Here is a 16,723-nt window from a genome sequence, read left to right as displayed (position 1 = left end):
GACAATCCGTTTCTCGAGCGCTGCGCCTTATACATGCTGGTCAACAATGACGAGGCCATTCGCTCTGCCGTCATCGCAGGATTGACGCAGAAGGCCGGAACGGCCAACCTCCTCACCGAAACGGCAAATTCCCTGCCGGTCATCAGGGGATGGTTTCCCGCAGGCGAAAGCCGGGCCGCACTGGACCAGCTGATCAAGAGTGTCCGCCGCAAAATGCCGGCCGCGCCCGTCAAGACGCCGGAACCGGCCCGGATCTTGAGTACCCATGCGTCTATTGCCGATGGTGTCGGCGCACAGCAGATCGCTGTTCTCTTGAAGCAAAACGCCGATTTGACAATGGCCATGATGCTGACCAAGGACGGCCACGGCATCAAGGACGCCTTCCTTGTTCCCATGGAGAACGAGCTCGACGCAGAAGATCTTCTCAATCAAATGTCGCTTGCCACCGATACTTGTGAAATCACTCCGCCGACCCTGACGCTCCTGCTGGAAGCCGCTCTGGCCGATGGTTTTGAAAATGCGACGCTTCCTTCCCCCGGGTTTCTTGATGTCCTTAAAGCCTGCGGCCTGTCTTCCCTGCGGCCGCAACAAACGGAACTCGGCAAGCTTCTGGACAATGCGGACCCGGACCGGAAGATACGGGACGCAAGCAAGCAGGCCCTGGGCCGCTGGATCCTCGACGACATAGCGCACATGATGCTGGATGCGGCTACGGCGAACTGGTTTGAGGATTGCCGGGAAATCAGGGAGGCGCTTGAAACCTCCCGGACAGAAAATGCATTTGAGACGAAAGTGTGGAAGTTTATCGAACAACGCCGGGCGTGGTGGGCGCGGCGCTTCCTCCAAACGGCCCTCATCTACAAGGACAGTGAAGACCTGCGCAAATGGCGGTTCCTGACCGCATCGGCTTATGGTCTGATGACAGACCGCGCGCTCAAACGGATACCGCTGATGGACACCATCGTCGGGTCGACGATGGCCGCTGCCACGATGCGCCGGTTTGGAAAGTGATCCGTTCGGACCATCCATCCAGAGACTATCCAAACACCTTCTCTTCCTGCTGCTCCCACGGCAGCAGGGCAATCTCGGTCAATTGCAGCAAGGTCACGGCAGGCGTTTCGCGTTTATAGACAATCCGTTTGAGAACAGCTGGCGCGAGGTAGGCCAACCGCAGCCGGCGGTTGACATGGCGTGATGACACGTCAAGCTTTCGTGCAATGTCGCGCACCGCACCGAATTCACCGCCCTCCAGCCGCCGCCTCCAGTCCCATGCGATCCCGATCGCCCGCAAGACATGCGGTTCCTGTTCAAGATCTTCGTCCGGGACAAGTCCGGATGGAGGGAGAATTTTCGGGCGGCCATTCTGCTTTCGAACCTTGAACGGCACAAAAACCTGTAGAGGGACATCGGATCGGGGCATCAGGCAGCCTTCCGTGCTGCTCGCGAGGTGATCGTGCGCACCATATCCGGCATGCCATCGATACGCAGATCAATCACCAGCCCCTCCGCCGTGACTGTCACCCTCCGGACCAGAAACTGGACAATCCGCGCTTGCTCTGCCGGAAACAATGTGCCCCACAATTGGTCAAACTGATTGAGGGCCGAGACCAGATCGGCGCTGGCGACCGGATGTCCGTCCTTTTCCAGCAACCGCAGCACCTGCGCCGCGGTTTCCGGCCGTCTGAGGACCCGGCGCATTTCGTTTACGACAGCAGATTCCACCGGATCGGCAGCCAGCCGCTGCGGAATATCCGGGTCGGACATCCCCCGGCTTCGGATCGCATCCATCGAGACGTAATACCGGTAGCGCCGGGTGCCGCTTTTTGTACTGCTCGGTGTCATGGCCACGCCTGTAGCCGTAAAGATCAGCCCTTTGAGCAGCGCGGGTGTCCTGGCACGTGTATTGGCGGCCCGCTTTCGCGGATTGACTTTCAAAATGCCATGAACCCTGTTCCAGAGTTTTTCGTCAATGATGGCATCATGCTCACCGGGATAGGCCGTGCCCTTGTGAACAGCCTCGCCGCGGTAGATCCGGTTCTTCAAAACACGGTAAAGATACCCCTTGTCGGCCAGCGTCCCTGTCTTCGTCCGAAAACCTTCGCTTCGAAATTCCCGAGCGAGCACAGTAGCCGAACCCAGTTCTGCAAACCGCTCGAAAATCCTGCGCACCTGAGCCGCTTCGTCCTTGTTGATGACAAGCTTTCGGTCCCTGACATCATAGCCGAGCGGAACATTTCCTCCCATCCACATGCCCTTCATTCGCGAAGCCTTGAACTTGTCGCGAATGCGTTCGGCGGTAACTTCCCGCTCGAACTGGGCAAAACTGAGCAGGATATTCAGGGTCAGCCGCCCCATGGACGTTGTGGTGTTGAACGACTGGGTGATACTCACAAAGGTTACGCTGTTCCGGTCGAAAATCTCGACCAGCTTGGAAAAGTCCATCAAGGAACGGCTTAGCCGGTCGATCTTGTAAACGACCACGACATCAATCAAACCGCCTTCAATATCGCTGAGGAGCTGCCGGAGCCCCGGCCGGTCCAACGTGCCCCCCGACACCCCGCCATCATCATAACGATCCCGGACGCATACCCAGCCTTCGGATCGCTGGCTGGCGACATAGGCCTCACATGCCTCCCGTTGAGCATCAAGGCTGTTGAAGTCCATGTCCAGCCCCTCCTCGCTCGATTTGCGTGTGTATACGGCGCAGCGCTGGCGGCGGGCGGCGCTTTCGGTCTTTCGCATCATCCGGCCTCCTTCTTCCGCGTACGCAAACCGAAGAAACGGTACCCGTTCCAATTGGTCCCGGATATGGCGCGCGCCACTGCTGAAAGCGACTTGTAACGCCGTCCCTCCCACTCAAAGCCACGGGCAAGCACGGTCACCGTGTGCTCCTGTCCGTCCCATTCGCGCACCAGCCGTGTACCTGTGACCGGAAGACGGATGTCGGTCATCTGGCGCCGCGGAACCGCGGTCCCCGCTGCCTCGTCGGCCAAAAGGTCCAGCATACGCCTTGTTGCCCGGTCCGGTCCGCCAAAGGCCAGTTCCTGAATGCGATATGCGAGCCTCGCTTCCAGAAAGGTACGGCTGTTGTTGGGAGCGGCTGTACCAAACAATCCGCGCCACTCTTTCTTGAGCTGCCTGACACTCATGGCCTTCAAATCGGCCAAGCGGGCAAGCACCGTCTCGTTATCACTCATTTGTCCCTCCGGGGTTCGCAAGAGACATGACGGCATTCGCAAGGGCGTTTGGGTAGCGAACTTTCTGGTTCATTTGCAGATAGTTCGCTTGCATCCCGAACCAGAAGACGAACGAGCCCCCGTGCCAGCAAACCGCATAATTCGGCTTGCCGTTCGGCTGATGTCATCTGTTCAACGGGCAGAGGGTTCGGGCGTTTCATGTCTGTGTCGGCTCCGGGCGTGTTATCGTCATCCCCCAAAAGCCATCCGGACACGTCATATGGGACAGCCGGAACAAAAGAAGCGTTTCACCAATTTGAATATTTGCCTGCATAGGCGCAATCATGATCACCTTAGGTTGAATTAACTATGATTCGCTTTTCGATGAGGTGGTTATATGGGGAACAAGAAACCTTCGGTCGGTCCGGATATCTATAAACTGATCGAGGATGCCCGTATTGATCTTGCAAGGGCGGTTCTCGCATTGGGTTTGGACGAGAACGATCCAGACTTCGGCCTCCCAACAGAACTACCCGACCTCGCAGATGACGATGCTTGTGACGAATATCGGCGGGAGCTGCGGACAATCCTGTCAAGGTTCGATGCCGACGATTTGCGTCCCACCGAACAACGATCGCGCCGTGTTCTGGCGATGGCCGAGGGCAAGGGCATTGATTCCCTTACAGCAATTGTCGACCAGCAACTCAGCGATGACGAACAGACCGCGTTTGATCGCCAACCCGATCCGTTATGCAAGAGCATCTGGACATTTCTGAACACCCGCCAGACGTTTGAGGATGCGGAAAGTTTCCATTTCGCGCGGAAATTCCGGGACTATGGCAAGCTCTACGACGCTTACGAGGTCGAATTGAAAAAGGCAGTTGCCTTCAATTCAACCGGGCTCGACGAGGCTGCGTTGGCACGGAAAATCACGTCGGTTTTGCAATTGAAGACCGTCTGCACCGTGAAAGCGCTCGACCTGCCAGCCACTGACGCTCACCCTCAATCGGTCATGTTGATCGTTCGTCATGGCGGACCATTGTCGAGTGTCCACGACCATCGCGATGACGGGAGGCGGGGCACGATCTACTATCGCCCGCCCAACGAAGCCACGCTTATCTACACGCCCTCCCATCGGCAAATCGAGGTCTGTGCGAACAGCCCGGTCGTGCGTCAGGGCATTGCGGGGTCTTTTGCCGAGGAGGCGCTTGGCCAGGATGTGTCGCAGAAGCCATTGACCTGGAAGCGCTACAATCTTTCCCGGTTTCGTAACTCGTTCCGGCTGAATCTCCCCCGCATCTCTGATTACGAGATTCTCGATGCCCGTGTTCTTGAGGCCGAAATCCGGCTTGGAGAGTGGGGCCGAAAGCTCCTTTTGAAGGTGAAAGCAGACGATGACATCGAGCAGGTTGCCGACGGGTATCTCAAACCGCTCAACATCTTTCGGCGCGCGGACGGTTTCAGCCGCATCGGGATTGCGGTGACGTATAATCGAACCGGCGACAGCAAGGTGCGCACGCTCAACATCACCATCTCGGGACCCAAGAGCTGCAACCTGCAGAGCAACAAGGACCCGAATGAGCGCAATCTTGGTTTTGCGTTGCTCAAGGACTGGGGCATTCTCAGCGCATTCAAGCAGATCGAGTCCACCGATCTGCGCAATATCTTCCCTCAACTGATCATGCTTCACGACCGGCCTGAAGATAATGTCAGCGGGCAACATCTACGGGAACTCGGCCTTTTTCCGGACCAAATGCTGATGGGCGGTCTTCTGGACCGGCGGCGGCGCCAGGACATCGTGCTCATCGATGATGACGATATGGGTGGCGAAGCGGTCGTCAAACCATCCGGAATTCAGGGCACATCACGCCTTGTAGGCGCTTTCGGCAAGGACGGCGGCTTGTTTCCCTCATCGGATCTCGAAATGTACCAGATCAAACGGGAGTGGCTGCACGAAACCGTGACAGGCCTCCTGAAACCGGCGATGAACAAGCTCGCAGCCGAGATAATTCATACGGACCTGTCGATGTTGGGCTCGATGCGAATCGACGGCGCAGATGTTCCGATCTACTTCGCCCGCCGCCTGAATGAACTGAAGACAGTTACACGGCTGGATCTGCTGATGCGTGCGCGCAATGCTGCTGGTGTGGGAATCGTATTGTCCGCCGGTACGGAGGGGCCCGGATTTCTCGGTCCGAACCTGGTCATCCCTGTGACTTCCTGCCTGTCGCCGGGAACAGACGATGCCGTTGTCTCAAGGGATGCGCTCGAACTTGCCTACCGCACCAACCGATCTCTGGCACGAGGTGGCGCGACAGCGCAGGTCCTGCGTCAGGCAAGCAATCGGCGAGTTTGCACATCCCTGGAAAGGATTCCCTGCCCCTGACAGGGGCGGATCAGATTACCCTGTTCGCTCGTCTGGTGGCTGCCGCCAAGACGGGTAACCCCGATGTTCAAGTCAAGGAACTGATGGACGGATTGGGGTCGCACAGCCCACACCATGCTTTCCGAAAGGAGACCTGGGACAGCATCCGCGACGTCTACATCGCCAAGGGAGCAAAACGCGGCTACTGGCGCTTGCTGGTCGATGAAATGGCGACCGAAGCCCCGGCCGAAGACGCCGCCTGAACCCCGATCGAGGGCTCCGTCTAACAACGGTCTAACATAATATGGGGGACGGTCTAACAAACCGCTGATTATTGAAAGGGCTCCACCTAGAGGAGCTTTTTCATGCCGACACCCCTCCAAGTACAACCGTCAGTTCCGGCGAGTTGCATTGCTGCAGCAAAGACCAGAACCGCTACCTTGAACAAGGAATGGCGCTGCACGCGGTGTAACAAGCTGCTTGGCGTTTGCCGGGACGGCCGGATGCACCTGCGGTTTGGGCGGGCCCACGAGTATCTCGTGGGCTTTCCGGTTCAGGCCAGCTGCCGGGGTTGCGAAACGTTGAACCACATGACTGCCCCCGCGCGCTGACGCGCATCCACCTCACCTTCTGAAAATACAGAGACGCGCGACGTCCTGACCTGGCCATCAAAAGGCGCCGGACGCCTGGCCGCAAGGCAGGCGTCCGATGTCTATTACGTGGCACGCGATACGTGATCACCTCACTGTTTCATCATCCAGACTTCCCTTTCAACGGTGCTTTGACACCGTTCGGCACACAAAGGATGCGGTGTCACCCTTCCGTGATCCGGCATCCTTGCTGGACAGGCTGCATGCAACCACAGGCGATCAAGTGCAGAAGAACCGGATCCTCGCGGCCTTGGTCGAGACTGCGCAGGCCGATGATCCAGCATCCGAATGCGCACTGACATTGTTGTTGTTGGCACTTTGGCCCGGTCTTGATGCCATCCGGCGCCGGTCCTTGTCGCGCAGACTTGGTACCGACGACGAAATCGCCTCCGACCTTTTGGCCAGGACCACGGAAAAGGTACGCGGACTCGACCTCAAACGTGTCAATTCGATCGCAGCCACTGTCCTGCGCAATATCGAGCGAGACATGATCCGGGCTCGTCAACGCGACATCGCGCGCGAAAAACTCGCCAGCAGCCGCGACCCGGATGAGATGGCCGGATGCACCAAATTCGGGATCGGCGCAACCGGTTACATGCGCCTTTACGGGGCCGTTCGCGAGCAGTTCGGCAAGGACGCCTTGCTGGTTTGCCGCGTCGCCATCGAGGGTTTCTCACAAGCCGAGGCTGCTGTCGAGCTGGGCCTGACCGAGGCAGCTGCACGCAAGCGGTACCAGCGCGCGATGCACCGGCTGCGCGAAGCCCTCGAAAAAACTTCCTGAGCCGATGTCCCATTCCGGTCGCGCATCCGGCTTTTCCGGATTGAGCGCCAACGAGCGCTTCTACACCAACAGAAAGCACTCATGCATGAAGCACAATGCCGATCTGCCGCCCGAAGATTTCACGCGGCTCCCGGGGCTCTACCGGCGCTGGGAACTGGCCGAAATCTGTCAATCCAACACAAACTACCAGATTGAGGACGCCGGGTCCCATACTGACGGAACGCCCCTTTTGGCGGTTTATGTCAAGGAGTTCGCACCAGCCCCATCGGAGGCGGACTGATGCGGCCCGGCCATCCCCATGTCCCCACGACCACAACAACCACGCGCGAGCCCGTCACGGAAATCGCCTTCTGCGCCTGGATTGCCCAATCAACGCCCGGAGACCGGCTGGAATATCATCGCGGGTTTCTGGCGCTGGATGCCTATCCGATGTTCTCGCGCCTGACAGATGCGGCGCGCAAGGAGTTGCAACGGCTTGGAACCCGGGCCTTTTGGGCGGCCGAACAGGACCTTGTGCATCTCTTGCAGAAACGCATCGGCGAAGAGCGGTTTTCCTACATCGCCGTCGCAAGGCCAAAAGCCAAAGTTCCGGTCATTCCCTTTTCCGACCTTGTGCCCGGGAACACCGCTCCCCTTGCCTCATCCCCCTCTCCAACCGCATCAAACTGAGGACGACCATTCATGCCTTTTCCAGACAACAAGCCTGATCTTGACCAGCTTTCCGGCATGACACCGGCCGGGATCGCAGACTTGCCCACACGCCATCTGGCCCGCCTGCAAGACGACCTCAGCGCAGAGATTTCCCGTCTAAGGCAACTCAAGACCCGGTTCGATTCAGCCCTCACCCTTCGATATGCCGACCGGGCCTTGGGCGAGCGGCAGCGGCTCCGGAAAGATACAGGAACTGTCCGCTTCGATGATGACGGCATGACGGTTGTCGCCGATCTGCCGAAACGGGTGGACTGGGACCAGAAAAAGCTCGCTCTTCTGGCCGAGCGTATTCGCCTGGAAGGCGGCAATCCGGGTGAGTATGTCGATCAGACCTACAAGGTGCCGGAGCGCAAATATGTGGCCTGGCCTGCCCATATCCGCTCGGCCTTTGAGGATGCCCGAACGGTTGGAACCGGCACCCTCAAGATCGCGCTTGTCGATGGCAAGGCTGCCGGGACTGTCTCTGCACACCCCGAGGTGCCCGCATGACCGGCGCGCTCCCGATCATTTCCGCCGATCAGCGGCTGGCCGAACCACGGGGTGTAAAAGGCTGCATCTTCGGGCCGAGCGGTATCGGCAAGACCTCCTTACTCTGGACACTTGCTCCGGAAACGACCCTGTTCATGGATCTCGAAGCCGGAGACCTCGCCATCGAGGGATGGACAGGCGACACCATCCGGCCACGCACATGGACCGATTGCCGGGATTTCGCCGTCTTTATCGGCGGCGCCAACCCGGCGCTCCGTGACGATCAGGTCTACAGCGAAGCCCATTTCAAGGCCGTTTGTGATCGTTTCGGAGATCCGGCAGCACTGGATCGCTACGACACGATCTTCGTGGACTCGATCACGGTTGCCGGGCGGCTGTGTTTCGGATGGTGCAAGGGCCAGCCCGAGGCGCTGTCGGAGAAAACCGGCAAGCCGGACATTCGGGGGGCTTATGGTCTTCATGGCCGCGAGATGATCGCCTGGCTGACCCATCTGCAGCACACAAGGGCGAGGAACGTCTGGTTTGTCGGCATTCTTGACGAGAAGCTCGACGACTTCAATCGCAAGCTGTTCCAGCCGCAGATTGATGGCTCGAAGACCGGGCTCGAGCTGCCGGGGATCGTCGATGAGGTGATCACCATGGCGGAATTGAAGTCCGATGGCGGCGATCCGTATCGCGCCTTTGTCTGCCAGACGATCAATCCCTGGGGCTTTCCGGCCAAGGACCGCTCGGGCCGATTGGCCCAGGTTGAGGAACCCCATCTCGGCCGCCTGATGGCGAAGATCCGGACGCCCGGAACACCGGCGGCCGACCGGCTGACATACGCCCCGCCGCCCGCCGATCCGGCGGCCGACAACCAATCCCAACCGCAATCCTGATCAGAAAAGGAGGTTCCCCATGGGATCCTGGACCGATTTCAATGACGCGCGCAGCAACACAAACATCATCCCCAAAGGCACACTTGCCAAGGTGCGGCTTACCATCCGGCCCGGCGGGTTCGACGATGCATCGCAAGGCTGGACGGGCGGTTATGCGACGCGCGGCGCATCCGGCGCGGTTTATCTGAATGCCGAATTCACTGTGCTTGAAGGGCCATACGCCCGCCGCAAGATTTTCACGCTGATCGGACTCTACAGCCCCAAAGGACCGGACTGGACCAACATGGGCCGGGCCCTCATACGCGGCATGCTCAATTCCGCAAGGGGAATTTCCGACAAGGACCAGTCCGCGCAGGCACAAACCGCACGCCGCATTTCCGGATTTGCCGATCTCGACGGGCTTGAGTTTGCCGCCCGGATCGACACCGGCACCGATGTGAACGGAGATGAGAAAAACGAAATCCGCGCTGCCATCACCCCGGATCACAAGGCTTATGCGGAGGTCATGGGTACCGCCTCCCTGCCCTTGGGTGCGGCGGGGCAAGCCACGCAGCAGACCTCTGCCGGACCTGCTCCCTCCAGCCCGTCTCCCGGCGGCCCCGCCCTCACCGGGCGTCCGAGCTGGGCGCAATAGAGCGGGAGAATGCCCATGCGATTGAGACCCCGTCAAAAAACCTTTGTCGAGCGCAGCGTCTGCGCGCTCGGCAAACATGGAAACACCCTTGGCATCTCCCCGACCGGATCAGGCAAAACCGTCATGTTGTCCGCTGCAACCGGGCAAATTATCGGATCAACACAAGCCAGGGCCTGCGTGCTTGCCCACCGAGACGAGCTGACCAGCCAGAACCGGGCCAAATTTGCTCGGGTCAACCCGAAAATCTCGACGTCTATCGTCGATGCCAACACCAAGTCCTGGGGCGGCCAGACCACATTCGCGATGGTGCCCACACTGGCACGTGCATCCAACCTCGCGGAGATGCCTGCGCTCGACCTTTTGGTCATCGATGAGGCCCATCATGCTGCTGCCGGCAGCTACCGCCGCATCATCGACACAGCTCTCGACCGCAATCCCGGCTGCCGGATCTACGGTGTGACTGCAACTCCCAACCGGGGAGACCGAAAAGGCCTGCGCGCGGTCTTTGACAATGTGGCCGACCAGATCCGGATCGGGGAGCTGATCGCCTCCGGACATCACGTGCCACCGCGCACGTTCGTGATTGATACAGGCATTCAGGGCGCGCTGAAAACCTTGCGCAAAACCTCAGCCGATTTCGATATGACGGAAGTCGCCGGCATCATGGACCGGGCACCGGTGACCGATGAGGTCATCCGGCACTGGAAGGAGAAGGCGGCGAACCGCCAAACGGTGGTGTTCTGTTCCACGGTCGCACATGCAAGGCATGTGAGCGAGGCATTTGCAAAAGCCGGTGTTGCCGCGTCCCTGATCCATGGCGACCTGTCGGCTGAGACCCGCAAGGCCCTGCTTGATGACTATGGCACGGGCAAGACCCGTGTGATCGTGAACGTATCGGTATTGACGGAAGGCTGGGATCATCCGCCGACCTCCTGCGTGATCCTGCTCAGGCCCAGTTCGTATAAATCGACCATGATCCAGATGGTGGGCCGCGGGCTCCGAACGGTCGATCCACTGGAACATCCGGGCATCCTCAAGACCGACTGCATCGTGCTCGACTTCGGCACATCCAGCCTGCTGCACGGCACGCTGGAACAGGATGCCGATCTGGATGGCAAACCGGCCTCCGGCGAGGCACCGATGAAGACCTGCCCGTCCTGCGCGGCGGACATACCTTTGGCCTCACGCGAATGCCCGATCTGCGGTGAAGCCTTTCTGGACGAGGCATCGAAAGACGGTCGGCACGCCGCACCTTCTGACCTGACCGGGTTCATGATGACGGAGATCGATCTTCTTGAGCGATCGAGTTTTGCATGGGTTGATCTGTTCGGCACCGAAGACGCCCTCATGGCCACCGGTTTCAACGCCTGGGGCGGGGTCTTCTGGCTGGACGGTCTTTGGTACGCAGTCGGCGGCACCAAAGGAGACGCCCCGCACCATCTGGGCATCGGCGAGCGGACCGTGTGTCTCGCGCAGGCCGATGACTGGCTCAACACCCGCGAAACCGACGAAAGCGCGTTCAAGACCAAGAGCTGGCTGAAACAACCCGCCACAGACAGGCAACTCGCGTTTCTGCCACCGGCCTTCCGGCAGGATTTCGGGCTTACCCGTTACCACGCTTCCGCGCTGATGACCTTCACATTCAACAAACGCGCCATTCGCCAGCTGATCGAAACCGTGGCGACGCCAGACAGGAGGGCTGCATGATCCATGACCTCACTCGAACCATCCTCCGCCACCCGGCTTCGGCTCTGGCAGCCGCGTGGCAGGCTCTGCGCGGTCTGCCTGCAACCCGCACATGGATTTGGCTGGTCGGACCCTTGCCGCACGAAACGGCCCCGGCCTTCTGCCTGGTTCTGTTCCAGAGCCTGTCAGTGTTTCTGGACGCAACTTTCGGGTGGGCCATTCACCATGATTGATCTCACCGAACAGGAACAGGCCGCCATTCGCGAAGCCGTCAAACCGGTCGCGGAAATCATGGACCAGATCGGCTGGCAGACCCCGCTGGGCGCCCTGTCGGAATTGCAGGTCTGGATCCTCGTCGAGGCTGCGGTCGACGGGTTCCGCTGTGCCATGGCGGAGATGGCCAGAACACCTCATGCAGATCAGGAGATCCCGTTTTGATGCTCGACTTCAACAAGCGCTTGACGATTGAGGACCAAATCAATGCAATCATTGATGAAAGCCTTGTCGACAAAAACAGGCGGAAAGCCCCGAGACCCTATCTCGGCGGCTCCCGGCTCGGACACGCTTGCGAGCGGGCTCTGCAATTCGAGTTCGCGCAAGCCCCAAAAGATCAAGGCGCCGGGTTCAACGGCAAGACCCTCAGGATCTTTGCGATCGGGCACGCGCTCGAGGATCTGGCCATCCGCTGGCTCCGGCAGGCCGGGTTTGATCTGAGAACCCGAAAGGAAAAAAGTCCTGACAGCGATCAATACGGGTTTTCCGTCGCAGACGGACACATTCGCGGCCATGTCGACGGCATCATCTTGGCGGCTCCTGCGGCCGTGAACCTGCCAGTGCCTGTATTGTGGGAATGCAAGACCATGAACGCCCGGAACTGGCGGGCCTGCGTCAAGGACGGCGTTACGGTCTCAAAGCCTGTCTATGCGGCCCAGATGGCGCTCTATCAGGCTTACATGGAACCGCAAATTCCGGGCATATCCAGTCATCCTGCCCTTTTTACCGCGATCAACAAGGACACTGCCGAGCTTCATCACGAGCTGGTCCCCTTCGACGCAGACCTTGCACAGCGCATGTCGGACCGCGGGGTCCGCATCCTGCGGGCTACCCGAGCAGGCGAATTGCTGCCCCGGATTGCCGCTTCCCCCGATTTTCATCAATGCCGGTTCTGCGCCTATGCCGGCCGCTGCTGGGAGCTGAATCGATGAGTGACGATTTTGATGACACTCCGGAAGATCCGGAAAATCACGAAAATGCCGAGACTGCGGATCAGGACGAAAACGGCCCGGACAGCAGCAAGGACGCACAAGACGACAACCTGCTGCACTTCAATCCCTGGCGGGATTCCACGGGCAGGCAGCCACCCGTGGACGTGTTCGGCGATGAACCGGACCCGGAACAGATCGTAACCTTCATGGAGATCGTCTTCGGCTTTTGCGAAGGTTTGATCCCGGTCCGCAGTTTCATCGACAAGGGTCAGGGCATCGACGGACGGCCGCACAACATCTGGCTGGCGGCCGATCACGATACCGGATCCCGGATGACCACATTCGCAAGCTGGGCGGCCCGTGAAGGAGCAGCTGTCTATGTCATTCCCGGAACCGTCCGCGAGACAGGTCAGGCAAAGGCCGAAGACATTCTGCGGATGCAGACAATCGTGACCGACCTCGACACCGGCGACATTGCCGCCAAACGCGCACATCTCGAACGTCACCTCGGTCCGCCCACCATGGTTGTTGAGAGTGGCGGTGTCACACCTCAAGGACAGAACAAGCTTCACATCTGGTGGAAGTTGAACGAACCGGCAGAAGATACTGATATCAAACTGCTATGCCGGTTACGAGGTGACATAGCAGCAAAGGCTGGCGGGGACATGCATTTCCGGTCCGCCCATCAGCCGATCCGCATTGCCGGCAGCGTCTACTACAAGAACAATCTCAAGACACTGGTGCGGATCGTGGAACTCAACGCCCATCTTGAGCACGATCTTGCCGAATTCGCCGAGGCGGTCACGGGCATGCCACCTGCACCGGGCATTTCCCTCACACCGGATTTCCTGAAGCACGGCAAACCCGAAATCGATGATGTGCTGACCCATCCGGTGCGGGAAGCCGGTCAGGACGACTGGTCCCGATTTGAAGGTGCCTCTGCGGCCATCGGCCATTTCATCCGGATGGTGCATGAAGGCCGCATGAGCAAGCAGGACGGCTGGGACGGCATCTGCGGATACAATGCCGCAATGCTGCGGCCGCAATGGCCGGTCGAACGGCTCAAGCGGGAATCGGAACGTCTCTGGAACCGGCATGTCTCCCGCAACGGACCGCCCCTGATCCGCCTTGATACCGGCGCACCCGCTCCTGACGACATGCCCGCCTTCACGCTTGGCGCCTTGCTGGATGACACCAGCCCCATGCCGGAGGACATCATCGCGCCACGCATTCTCACCCCGGGCGGGCTCCTGGTGCTGGGTGGCGCACCAAAGGTCGGCAAGAGCGATCTGCTGATCACGTGGCTGGTGCACATGGCGGCCGGGACCCCCTTCCTCGGCTTTCGACCACCACGGCCTCTCCGGATCTTCTATCTCCAGGCCGAGATCCAGTATCACTATTTGCGTGAGCGCATGCAGTCGACAGGTCTTGGCCCCGGCGTTCTCAAAGCCGCCCGGGACACGCTTGTCGCCACGCCCAGGCTTGATCTCATCCTTGATGACAAGGGGTGCACGCGCGTTGCGGCTGCCATCACCCGCGCCTTCCCCGACGCCCCGCCCGACATCCTGTGCATCGACCCGATACGCAACCTGTTTGATGGTGGGCCGGAGGGTGCGGGAGAAAACGACAACAGCGCCATGATGTTCTTCCTGAAGGAACGGGTGGAGGCATTGAGGGCCCACATCAATCCGGATTGTGGTGTCGTTCTGGTCCATCACACCAAGAAGCTTTCCAAACAGCAGCTGTCCGAGGATCCGTTTCTGGCGCTTTCCGGAGCAAGCGCCCTGCGCGGGTTTTATAGCACAGGCCTGATCCTGCACCGGCCCGACGAGGAAGCGCCGGAACGCAAGCTGCAGGTCGAACTCAGGAACGGTCCCGCACTGCCACCAAAACTGATCGACAAGGTCGACGGAAAATGGGTCGAGCTGAACCCGATGAACGAGCGGCTGGTGCGCAGGGACGTTGGCGCGAAGCACGATGCCGAACGGGATCGCAAGGGCGAGGTGATCTGCGGCCTGCTGCAGGAAGAAGCGCTTCAGGGCCGGATGTACACGATGACCCATTTCGCTGAAACTTTCGAGAACACCGGGGGGCTTGGCGGGCAATCGATCATCCGTGAACGGCTGAATGTGCTGACCACTAAAGGGTATGTAAAGTTCGTTCGCGGGGCCGGTGCGACGGCGCTGAATCTGGCGGCTGAGCGGAGCAAATACGGGTATCTTTGCGTTGAGAACATGCGTCTTGCGACCGGCCGGGAGCATGTCGATAGAAGCACCGGAGAGGTCATTCCGGAACTGATCGACGTCCTGCCCAGCCACTACAAATGCCCACAGACCGGTGCGGTTCTGCCCGTCGAAAACCCGTCCCTATGGGTCTATCGGGAGGTGGAGGACGCATGATGAAACCAGCCGTTTTGTCCTCCACAATCTGGGGTCGGGATTCCGAAATCTGGCCAGATTTTGCAAAATCTGAAATTTCGGCAAAATCTGGAATCTGGCTTTTTTCACTTGTTTTCAAGGACTTGGAGAGATCTTACCAGATTTTGGAAAGGTGTTTCCGAAATCTGTTCCTCAATCTGGAATTGCCTAACAAATTCAGTGACCTGCGCCAGATTCCAGATTTCATAAAAGTCACCCCTAAAGGGGTAGGTGCCCTCCCCGCTACAGGCGGGGAGAGCCACCACCTACCCCTGGGCAATTTCTCGGGCCGCAGTCTGGCTTAATCAAACCCTCAATCAGCCAATTACAAAAGGAGAACGCCGATGGCCGACCAGACCATGACCCACCCCAATCAGAACACCATCCAGAACGTGCCACCTGCGTTTACCCTCCAGCGCACATTGCTGGCGCTCGATCTTGGCACAACCACGGGCTGGGCCCTGCGCGCACCGGACGGACTGATCACCAGTGGCACGGTCAGCTTCAAGCCCGGACGCTTCGACGGTGGCGGCATGCGCTATCTCCGGTTCACCAACTGGCTGAGCGAGCTGGAACGGCTCTCCGGCCCGATCACGGCAATCTGGTTCGAAGAAGTCCGCCGCCATGCTGGAACCGATGCGGCGCATGTGTTTGGCGGCCTTATGGCAACGCTCACCGCATGGGCGGAACTGCGGGGTGTGCCCTATCAGGGTGTCCCGGTCGGCACGATCAAGAAACACGCAACCGGCAAGGGAAACGCAAGCAAGACCGCCATGATGGAAGCCGCCCTGAACCGCGGCTTCAGCCCCGCAGACGACAACGAGGCCGATGCCATCGCGCTCCTCCAATGGGTGCTGGAAACCCGGGGAGGCATCGCATGAGTTTCTACCCGAAAGGCTATGGCGGCCGCCGCAGATCTCCCGAAGAGGTCAAGCGTGACGGCTGGAAGGAACAGGGACTGCTTGCCATCTCGGCCGACGACGACCGTCTGACATGGCCGGAACGAGAGCTGGTCCGCCAGCTCGGCGAGCGGCTTTACGGCAAGCGGCAAGGCGGCAATCATCCGGGGAGACCACAGCATGACTGACTGGACGACGGCAATGGTGGAGGAACGTCTTGAAGCGGCAGCCTCGGTCTTTCGGACATTTCCGCATGTCCGTGCCCCCGGTTTCTTCAATGCCTGGCCGGACTACCTTCACAGCTTTGCGGACAAGGTCAGCCAGACACCCCGGATGTGCCGTCCCTTGCCCTCGCCCGGCCAGATCTCCCGGGCCGAGGAAGCCGCGTTGTGGCTGCAATGGCTGGACAAGGACGATGCCCGGCTTGTGTGGCTGCGCGCCAACCGTACACCGTGGAAGCCCATCTGCTGGGAACTCGGCATAAGCCGGGCGACCGCGAACCGGCGCTGGCGCTACGCCATCGCACTCATCGTCTGGCGGCTGAACGGAAGGCATGTACCGGGCAAACGATCCATGGAATTCGTGATCTCACGGGCTCCGGTTTCCGGCAAGTAAAAACATGCGGCTGTCAAGTCCTTTTGGTGGCGTGAGACAATTTTCCGTGAGACATCGCAAGGCGAGACAGATCACCCGGTTTTTGCTACAAATCGAGCCATGCTTCGAAACATGCGTCCGGACGATCCGCCGCGGTTGACGAAGTTCACCTGAACAGCCAAGCCATTGATTTTATGGTTCCTTTCCGGCCGAAAATGTATGCTGGGGGGCGCAGCGC

20 protein-coding genes and 1 pseudogene are annotated in these 16,723 nt (G+C 59.6%); 18 read left to right on the top strand and 3 right to left on the bottom strand.

Annotation, left to right across the window (positions count from 1 at the left end; translation table 11 throughout):
- Positions 1 to 1,011: pseudogene (locus E1297_RS49105) on the top strand (hypothetical protein); the annotation flags it as partial.
- Between the two features lie 25 nt (positions 1,012 to 1,036).
- Here the strand turns inward: E1297_RS49105 and E1297_RS10290 are convergent.
- Genes E1297_RS10290 through E1297_RS10280 form a run of 3 tightly spaced genes read right to left on the bottom strand, consistent with a single transcriptional unit; the run spans position 1,037 to position 3,197 of the window.
- Positions 1,037 to 1,420 (bottom strand): hypothetical protein, encoded by a 384-nt coding sequence (locus E1297_RS10290; protein ID WP_155137603.1) that lies wholly within the window; start codon positions 1,418 to 1,420, stop codon positions 1,037 to 1,039.
- Positions 1,420 to 2,745, bottom strand: coding sequence for a recombinase family protein (locus E1297_RS10285; protein WP_155137600.1), 1,326 nt, complete (start codon positions 2,743 to 2,745; stop codon positions 1,420 to 1,422). Before E1297_RS10285 ends, E1297_RS10290 begins: the two co-directional genes overlap by 1 nt.
- On the bottom strand, positions 2,742 to 3,197 hold the full coding sequence (locus E1297_RS10280; protein ID WP_155137598.1) for a DUF2924 domain-containing protein: 456 nt from the start codon (positions 3,195 to 3,197) through the stop codon (positions 2,742 to 2,744). Before E1297_RS10280 ends, E1297_RS10285 begins: the two co-directional genes overlap by 4 nt.
- Before the next feature lie 376 nt (positions 3,198 to 3,573).
- Here E1297_RS10280 and E1297_RS10275 point away from each other — a divergent pair, with 376 nt between their 5' ends.
- From E1297_RS10275 to E1297_RS10195, 17 genes are all read left to right on the top strand, one after another.
- A complete protein-coding gene (locus E1297_RS10275) occupies positions 3,574 to 5,562 on the top strand; it encodes a hypothetical protein (RefSeq protein WP_155137595.1) in 1,989 nt (662 codons plus the stop codon).
- Positions 5,529 to 5,804 (top strand): hypothetical protein, encoded by a 276-nt coding sequence (locus tag E1297_RS10270; protein ID WP_155137592.1) that lies wholly within the window; start codon positions 5,529 to 5,531, stop codon positions 5,802 to 5,804. The genes E1297_RS10275 and E1297_RS10270 overlap by 34 nt, the downstream gene beginning before the upstream one ends.
- Before the next feature lie 547 nt (positions 5,805 to 6,351).
- Complete coding sequence (locus E1297_RS10265; RefSeq protein ID WP_209015739.1) at positions 6,352 to 6,972, top strand: RNA polymerase sigma factor; 621 nt, start codon at positions 6,352 to 6,354, stop codon at positions 6,970 to 6,972.
- An 85-nt stretch (positions 6,973 to 7,057) separates the two neighbouring features.
- Positions 7,058 to 7,252 (top strand): hypothetical protein, encoded by a 195-nt coding sequence (locus E1297_RS10260; protein WP_155137606.1) that lies wholly within the window; start codon positions 7,058 to 7,060, stop codon positions 7,250 to 7,252.
- Positions 7,252 to 7,641, top strand: coding sequence for a hypothetical protein (locus E1297_RS10255; RefSeq protein WP_196223267.1), 390 nt, complete (start codon positions 7,252 to 7,254; stop codon positions 7,639 to 7,641). The genes E1297_RS10260 and E1297_RS10255 overlap by 1 nt, the downstream gene beginning before the upstream one ends.
- 12 nt (positions 7,642 to 7,653) lie before the next feature.
- A complete protein-coding gene (locus E1297_RS10250; protein WP_155137586.1) occupies positions 7,654 to 8,172 on the top strand; it encodes a hypothetical protein in 519 nt (172 codons plus the stop codon).
- Positions 8,169 to 9,050 carry an ATP-binding protein gene (locus E1297_RS10245; protein ID WP_155137583.1) on the top strand — a complete coding sequence of 294 codons (882 nt, stop codon included), beginning with the start codon at positions 8,169 to 8,171 and terminating at the stop codon, positions 9,048 to 9,050. The genes E1297_RS10250 and E1297_RS10245 overlap by 4 nt, the downstream gene beginning before the upstream one ends.
- A 19-nt stretch (positions 9,051 to 9,069) precedes the next feature.
- Positions 9,070 to 9,684 (top strand): hypothetical protein, encoded by a 615-nt coding sequence (locus E1297_RS10240; RefSeq protein ID WP_155137580.1) that lies wholly within the window; start codon positions 9,070 to 9,072, stop codon positions 9,682 to 9,684.
- Between the two features lie 15 nt (positions 9,685 to 9,699).
- Complete coding sequence (locus E1297_RS10235) at positions 9,700 to 11,391, top strand: DEAD/DEAH box helicase (protein WP_155137577.1); 1,692 nt, start codon at positions 9,700 to 9,702, stop codon at positions 11,389 to 11,391.
- Complete coding sequence (locus E1297_RS10230) at positions 11,388 to 11,603, top strand: hypothetical protein (RefSeq protein WP_155137574.1); 216 nt, start codon at positions 11,388 to 11,390, stop codon at positions 11,601 to 11,603. The genes E1297_RS10235 and E1297_RS10230 overlap by 4 nt, the downstream gene beginning before the upstream one ends.
- Positions 11,596 to 11,808, top strand: a complete 213-nt coding sequence (locus tag E1297_RS10225) for a DUF6511 domain-containing protein (protein ID WP_155137571.1) — start codon at positions 11,596 to 11,598, stop codon at positions 11,806 to 11,808. The genes E1297_RS10230 and E1297_RS10225 overlap by 8 nt, the downstream gene beginning before the upstream one ends.
- A complete protein-coding gene (locus E1297_RS10220) occupies positions 11,808 to 12,575 on the top strand; it encodes a hypothetical protein (RefSeq protein ID WP_155137568.1) in 768 nt (255 codons plus the stop codon). The genes E1297_RS10225 and E1297_RS10220 overlap by 1 nt, the downstream gene beginning before the upstream one ends.
- The gene (locus tag E1297_RS10215; RefSeq protein ID WP_155137565.1) at positions 12,572 to 14,974 is read left to right on the top strand and encodes an AAA family ATPase; all 2,403 of its coding nucleotides are present in this window, start codon (positions 12,572 to 12,574) and stop codon (positions 14,972 to 14,974) included. The genes E1297_RS10220 and E1297_RS10215 overlap by 4 nt, the downstream gene beginning before the upstream one ends.
- Positions 14,971 to 15,297 (top strand): hypothetical protein, encoded by a 327-nt coding sequence (locus tag E1297_RS10210; RefSeq protein ID WP_155137562.1) that lies wholly within the window; start codon positions 14,971 to 14,973, stop codon positions 15,295 to 15,297. The genes E1297_RS10215 and E1297_RS10210 overlap by 4 nt, the downstream gene beginning before the upstream one ends.
- Before the next feature lie 54 nt (positions 15,298 to 15,351).
- Complete coding sequence (locus tag E1297_RS10205) at positions 15,352 to 15,873, top strand: crossover junction endodeoxyribonuclease RuvC (RefSeq protein WP_209015740.1); 522 nt, start codon at positions 15,352 to 15,354, stop codon at positions 15,871 to 15,873.
- Positions 15,870 to 16,079: a hypothetical protein gene (locus E1297_RS10200; protein ID WP_155137557.1), complete on the top strand. Its 210-nt coding sequence runs from the start codon at positions 15,870 to 15,872 to the stop codon at positions 16,077 to 16,079. The genes E1297_RS10205 and E1297_RS10200 overlap by 4 nt, the downstream gene beginning before the upstream one ends.
- Positions 16,072 to 16,506, top strand: a complete 435-nt coding sequence (locus tag E1297_RS10195; protein WP_155137555.1) for a DUF6362 family protein — start codon at positions 16,072 to 16,074, stop codon at positions 16,504 to 16,506. Before E1297_RS10200 ends, E1297_RS10195 begins: the two co-directional genes overlap by 8 nt.
- Positions 16,507 to 16,723: the final 217 nt, after the last annotated feature.

This window comes from Roseibium sp. RKSG952 (assembly GCF_009711355.1).
Note: the sequence above shows the minus strand (reverse complement) of the source record. Positions and strands in the feature narration are given on the sequence as shown.

Coding starts and splice junctions, on each gene's coding strand:
- E1297_RS10290 (WP_155137603.1), bottom strand. CDS start 1,420: ATGCCCCGATCCGATGTCCCTCTACAGGTTTTTGTGCCGTTCAAGGTT.
- E1297_RS10285 (WP_155137600.1), bottom strand. CDS start 2,745: ATGATGCGAAAGACCGAAAGCGCCGCCCGCCGCCAGCGCTGCGCCGTA.
- E1297_RS10280 (WP_155137598.1), bottom strand. CDS start 3,197: ATGAGTGATAACGAGACGGTGCTTGCCCGCTTGGCCGATTTGAAGGCC.
- E1297_RS10275 (WP_155137595.1), top strand. CDS start 3,574: ATGGGGAACAAGAAACCTTCGGTCGGTCCGGATATCTATAAACTGATC.
- E1297_RS10260 (WP_155137606.1), top strand. CDS start 7,058: ATGAAGCACAATGCCGATCTGCCGCCCGAAGATTTCACGCGGCTCCCG.
- E1297_RS10255 (WP_196223267.1), top strand. CDS start 7,252: ATGCGGCCCGGCCATCCCCATGTCCCCACGACCACAACAACCACGCGC.
- E1297_RS10250 (WP_155137586.1), top strand. CDS start 7,654: ATGCCTTTTCCAGACAACAAGCCTGATCTTGACCAGCTTTCCGGCATG.
- E1297_RS10245 (WP_155137583.1), top strand. CDS start 8,169: ATGACCGGCGCGCTCCCGATCATTTCCGCCGATCAGCGGCTGGCCGAA.
- E1297_RS10240 (WP_155137580.1), top strand. CDS start 9,070: ATGGGATCCTGGACCGATTTCAATGACGCGCGCAGCAACACAAACATC.
- E1297_RS10235 (WP_155137577.1), top strand. CDS start 9,700: ATGCGATTGAGACCCCGTCAAAAAACCTTTGTCGAGCGCAGCGTCTGC.
- E1297_RS10230 (WP_155137574.1), top strand. CDS start 11,388: ATGATCCATGACCTCACTCGAACCATCCTCCGCCACCCGGCTTCGGCT.
- E1297_RS10225 (WP_155137571.1), top strand. CDS start 11,596: ATGATTGATCTCACCGAACAGGAACAGGCCGCCATTCGCGAAGCCGTC.
- E1297_RS10220 (WP_155137568.1), top strand. CDS start 11,808: ATGCTCGACTTCAACAAGCGCTTGACGATTGAGGACCAAATCAATGCA.
- E1297_RS10215 (WP_155137565.1), top strand. CDS start 12,572: ATGAGTGACGATTTTGATGACACTCCGGAAGATCCGGAAAATCACGAA.
- E1297_RS10210 (WP_155137562.1), top strand. CDS start 14,971: ATGATGAAACCAGCCGTTTTGTCCTCCACAATCTGGGGTCGGGATTCC.
- E1297_RS10205 (WP_209015740.1), top strand. CDS start 15,352: ATGACCCACCCCAATCAGAACACCATCCAGAACGTGCCACCTGCGTTT.
- E1297_RS10200 (WP_155137557.1), top strand. CDS start 15,870: ATGAGTTTCTACCCGAAAGGCTATGGCGGCCGCCGCAGATCTCCCGAA.
- E1297_RS10195 (WP_155137555.1), top strand. CDS start 16,072: ATGACTGACTGGACGACGGCAATGGTGGAGGAACGTCTTGAAGCGGCA.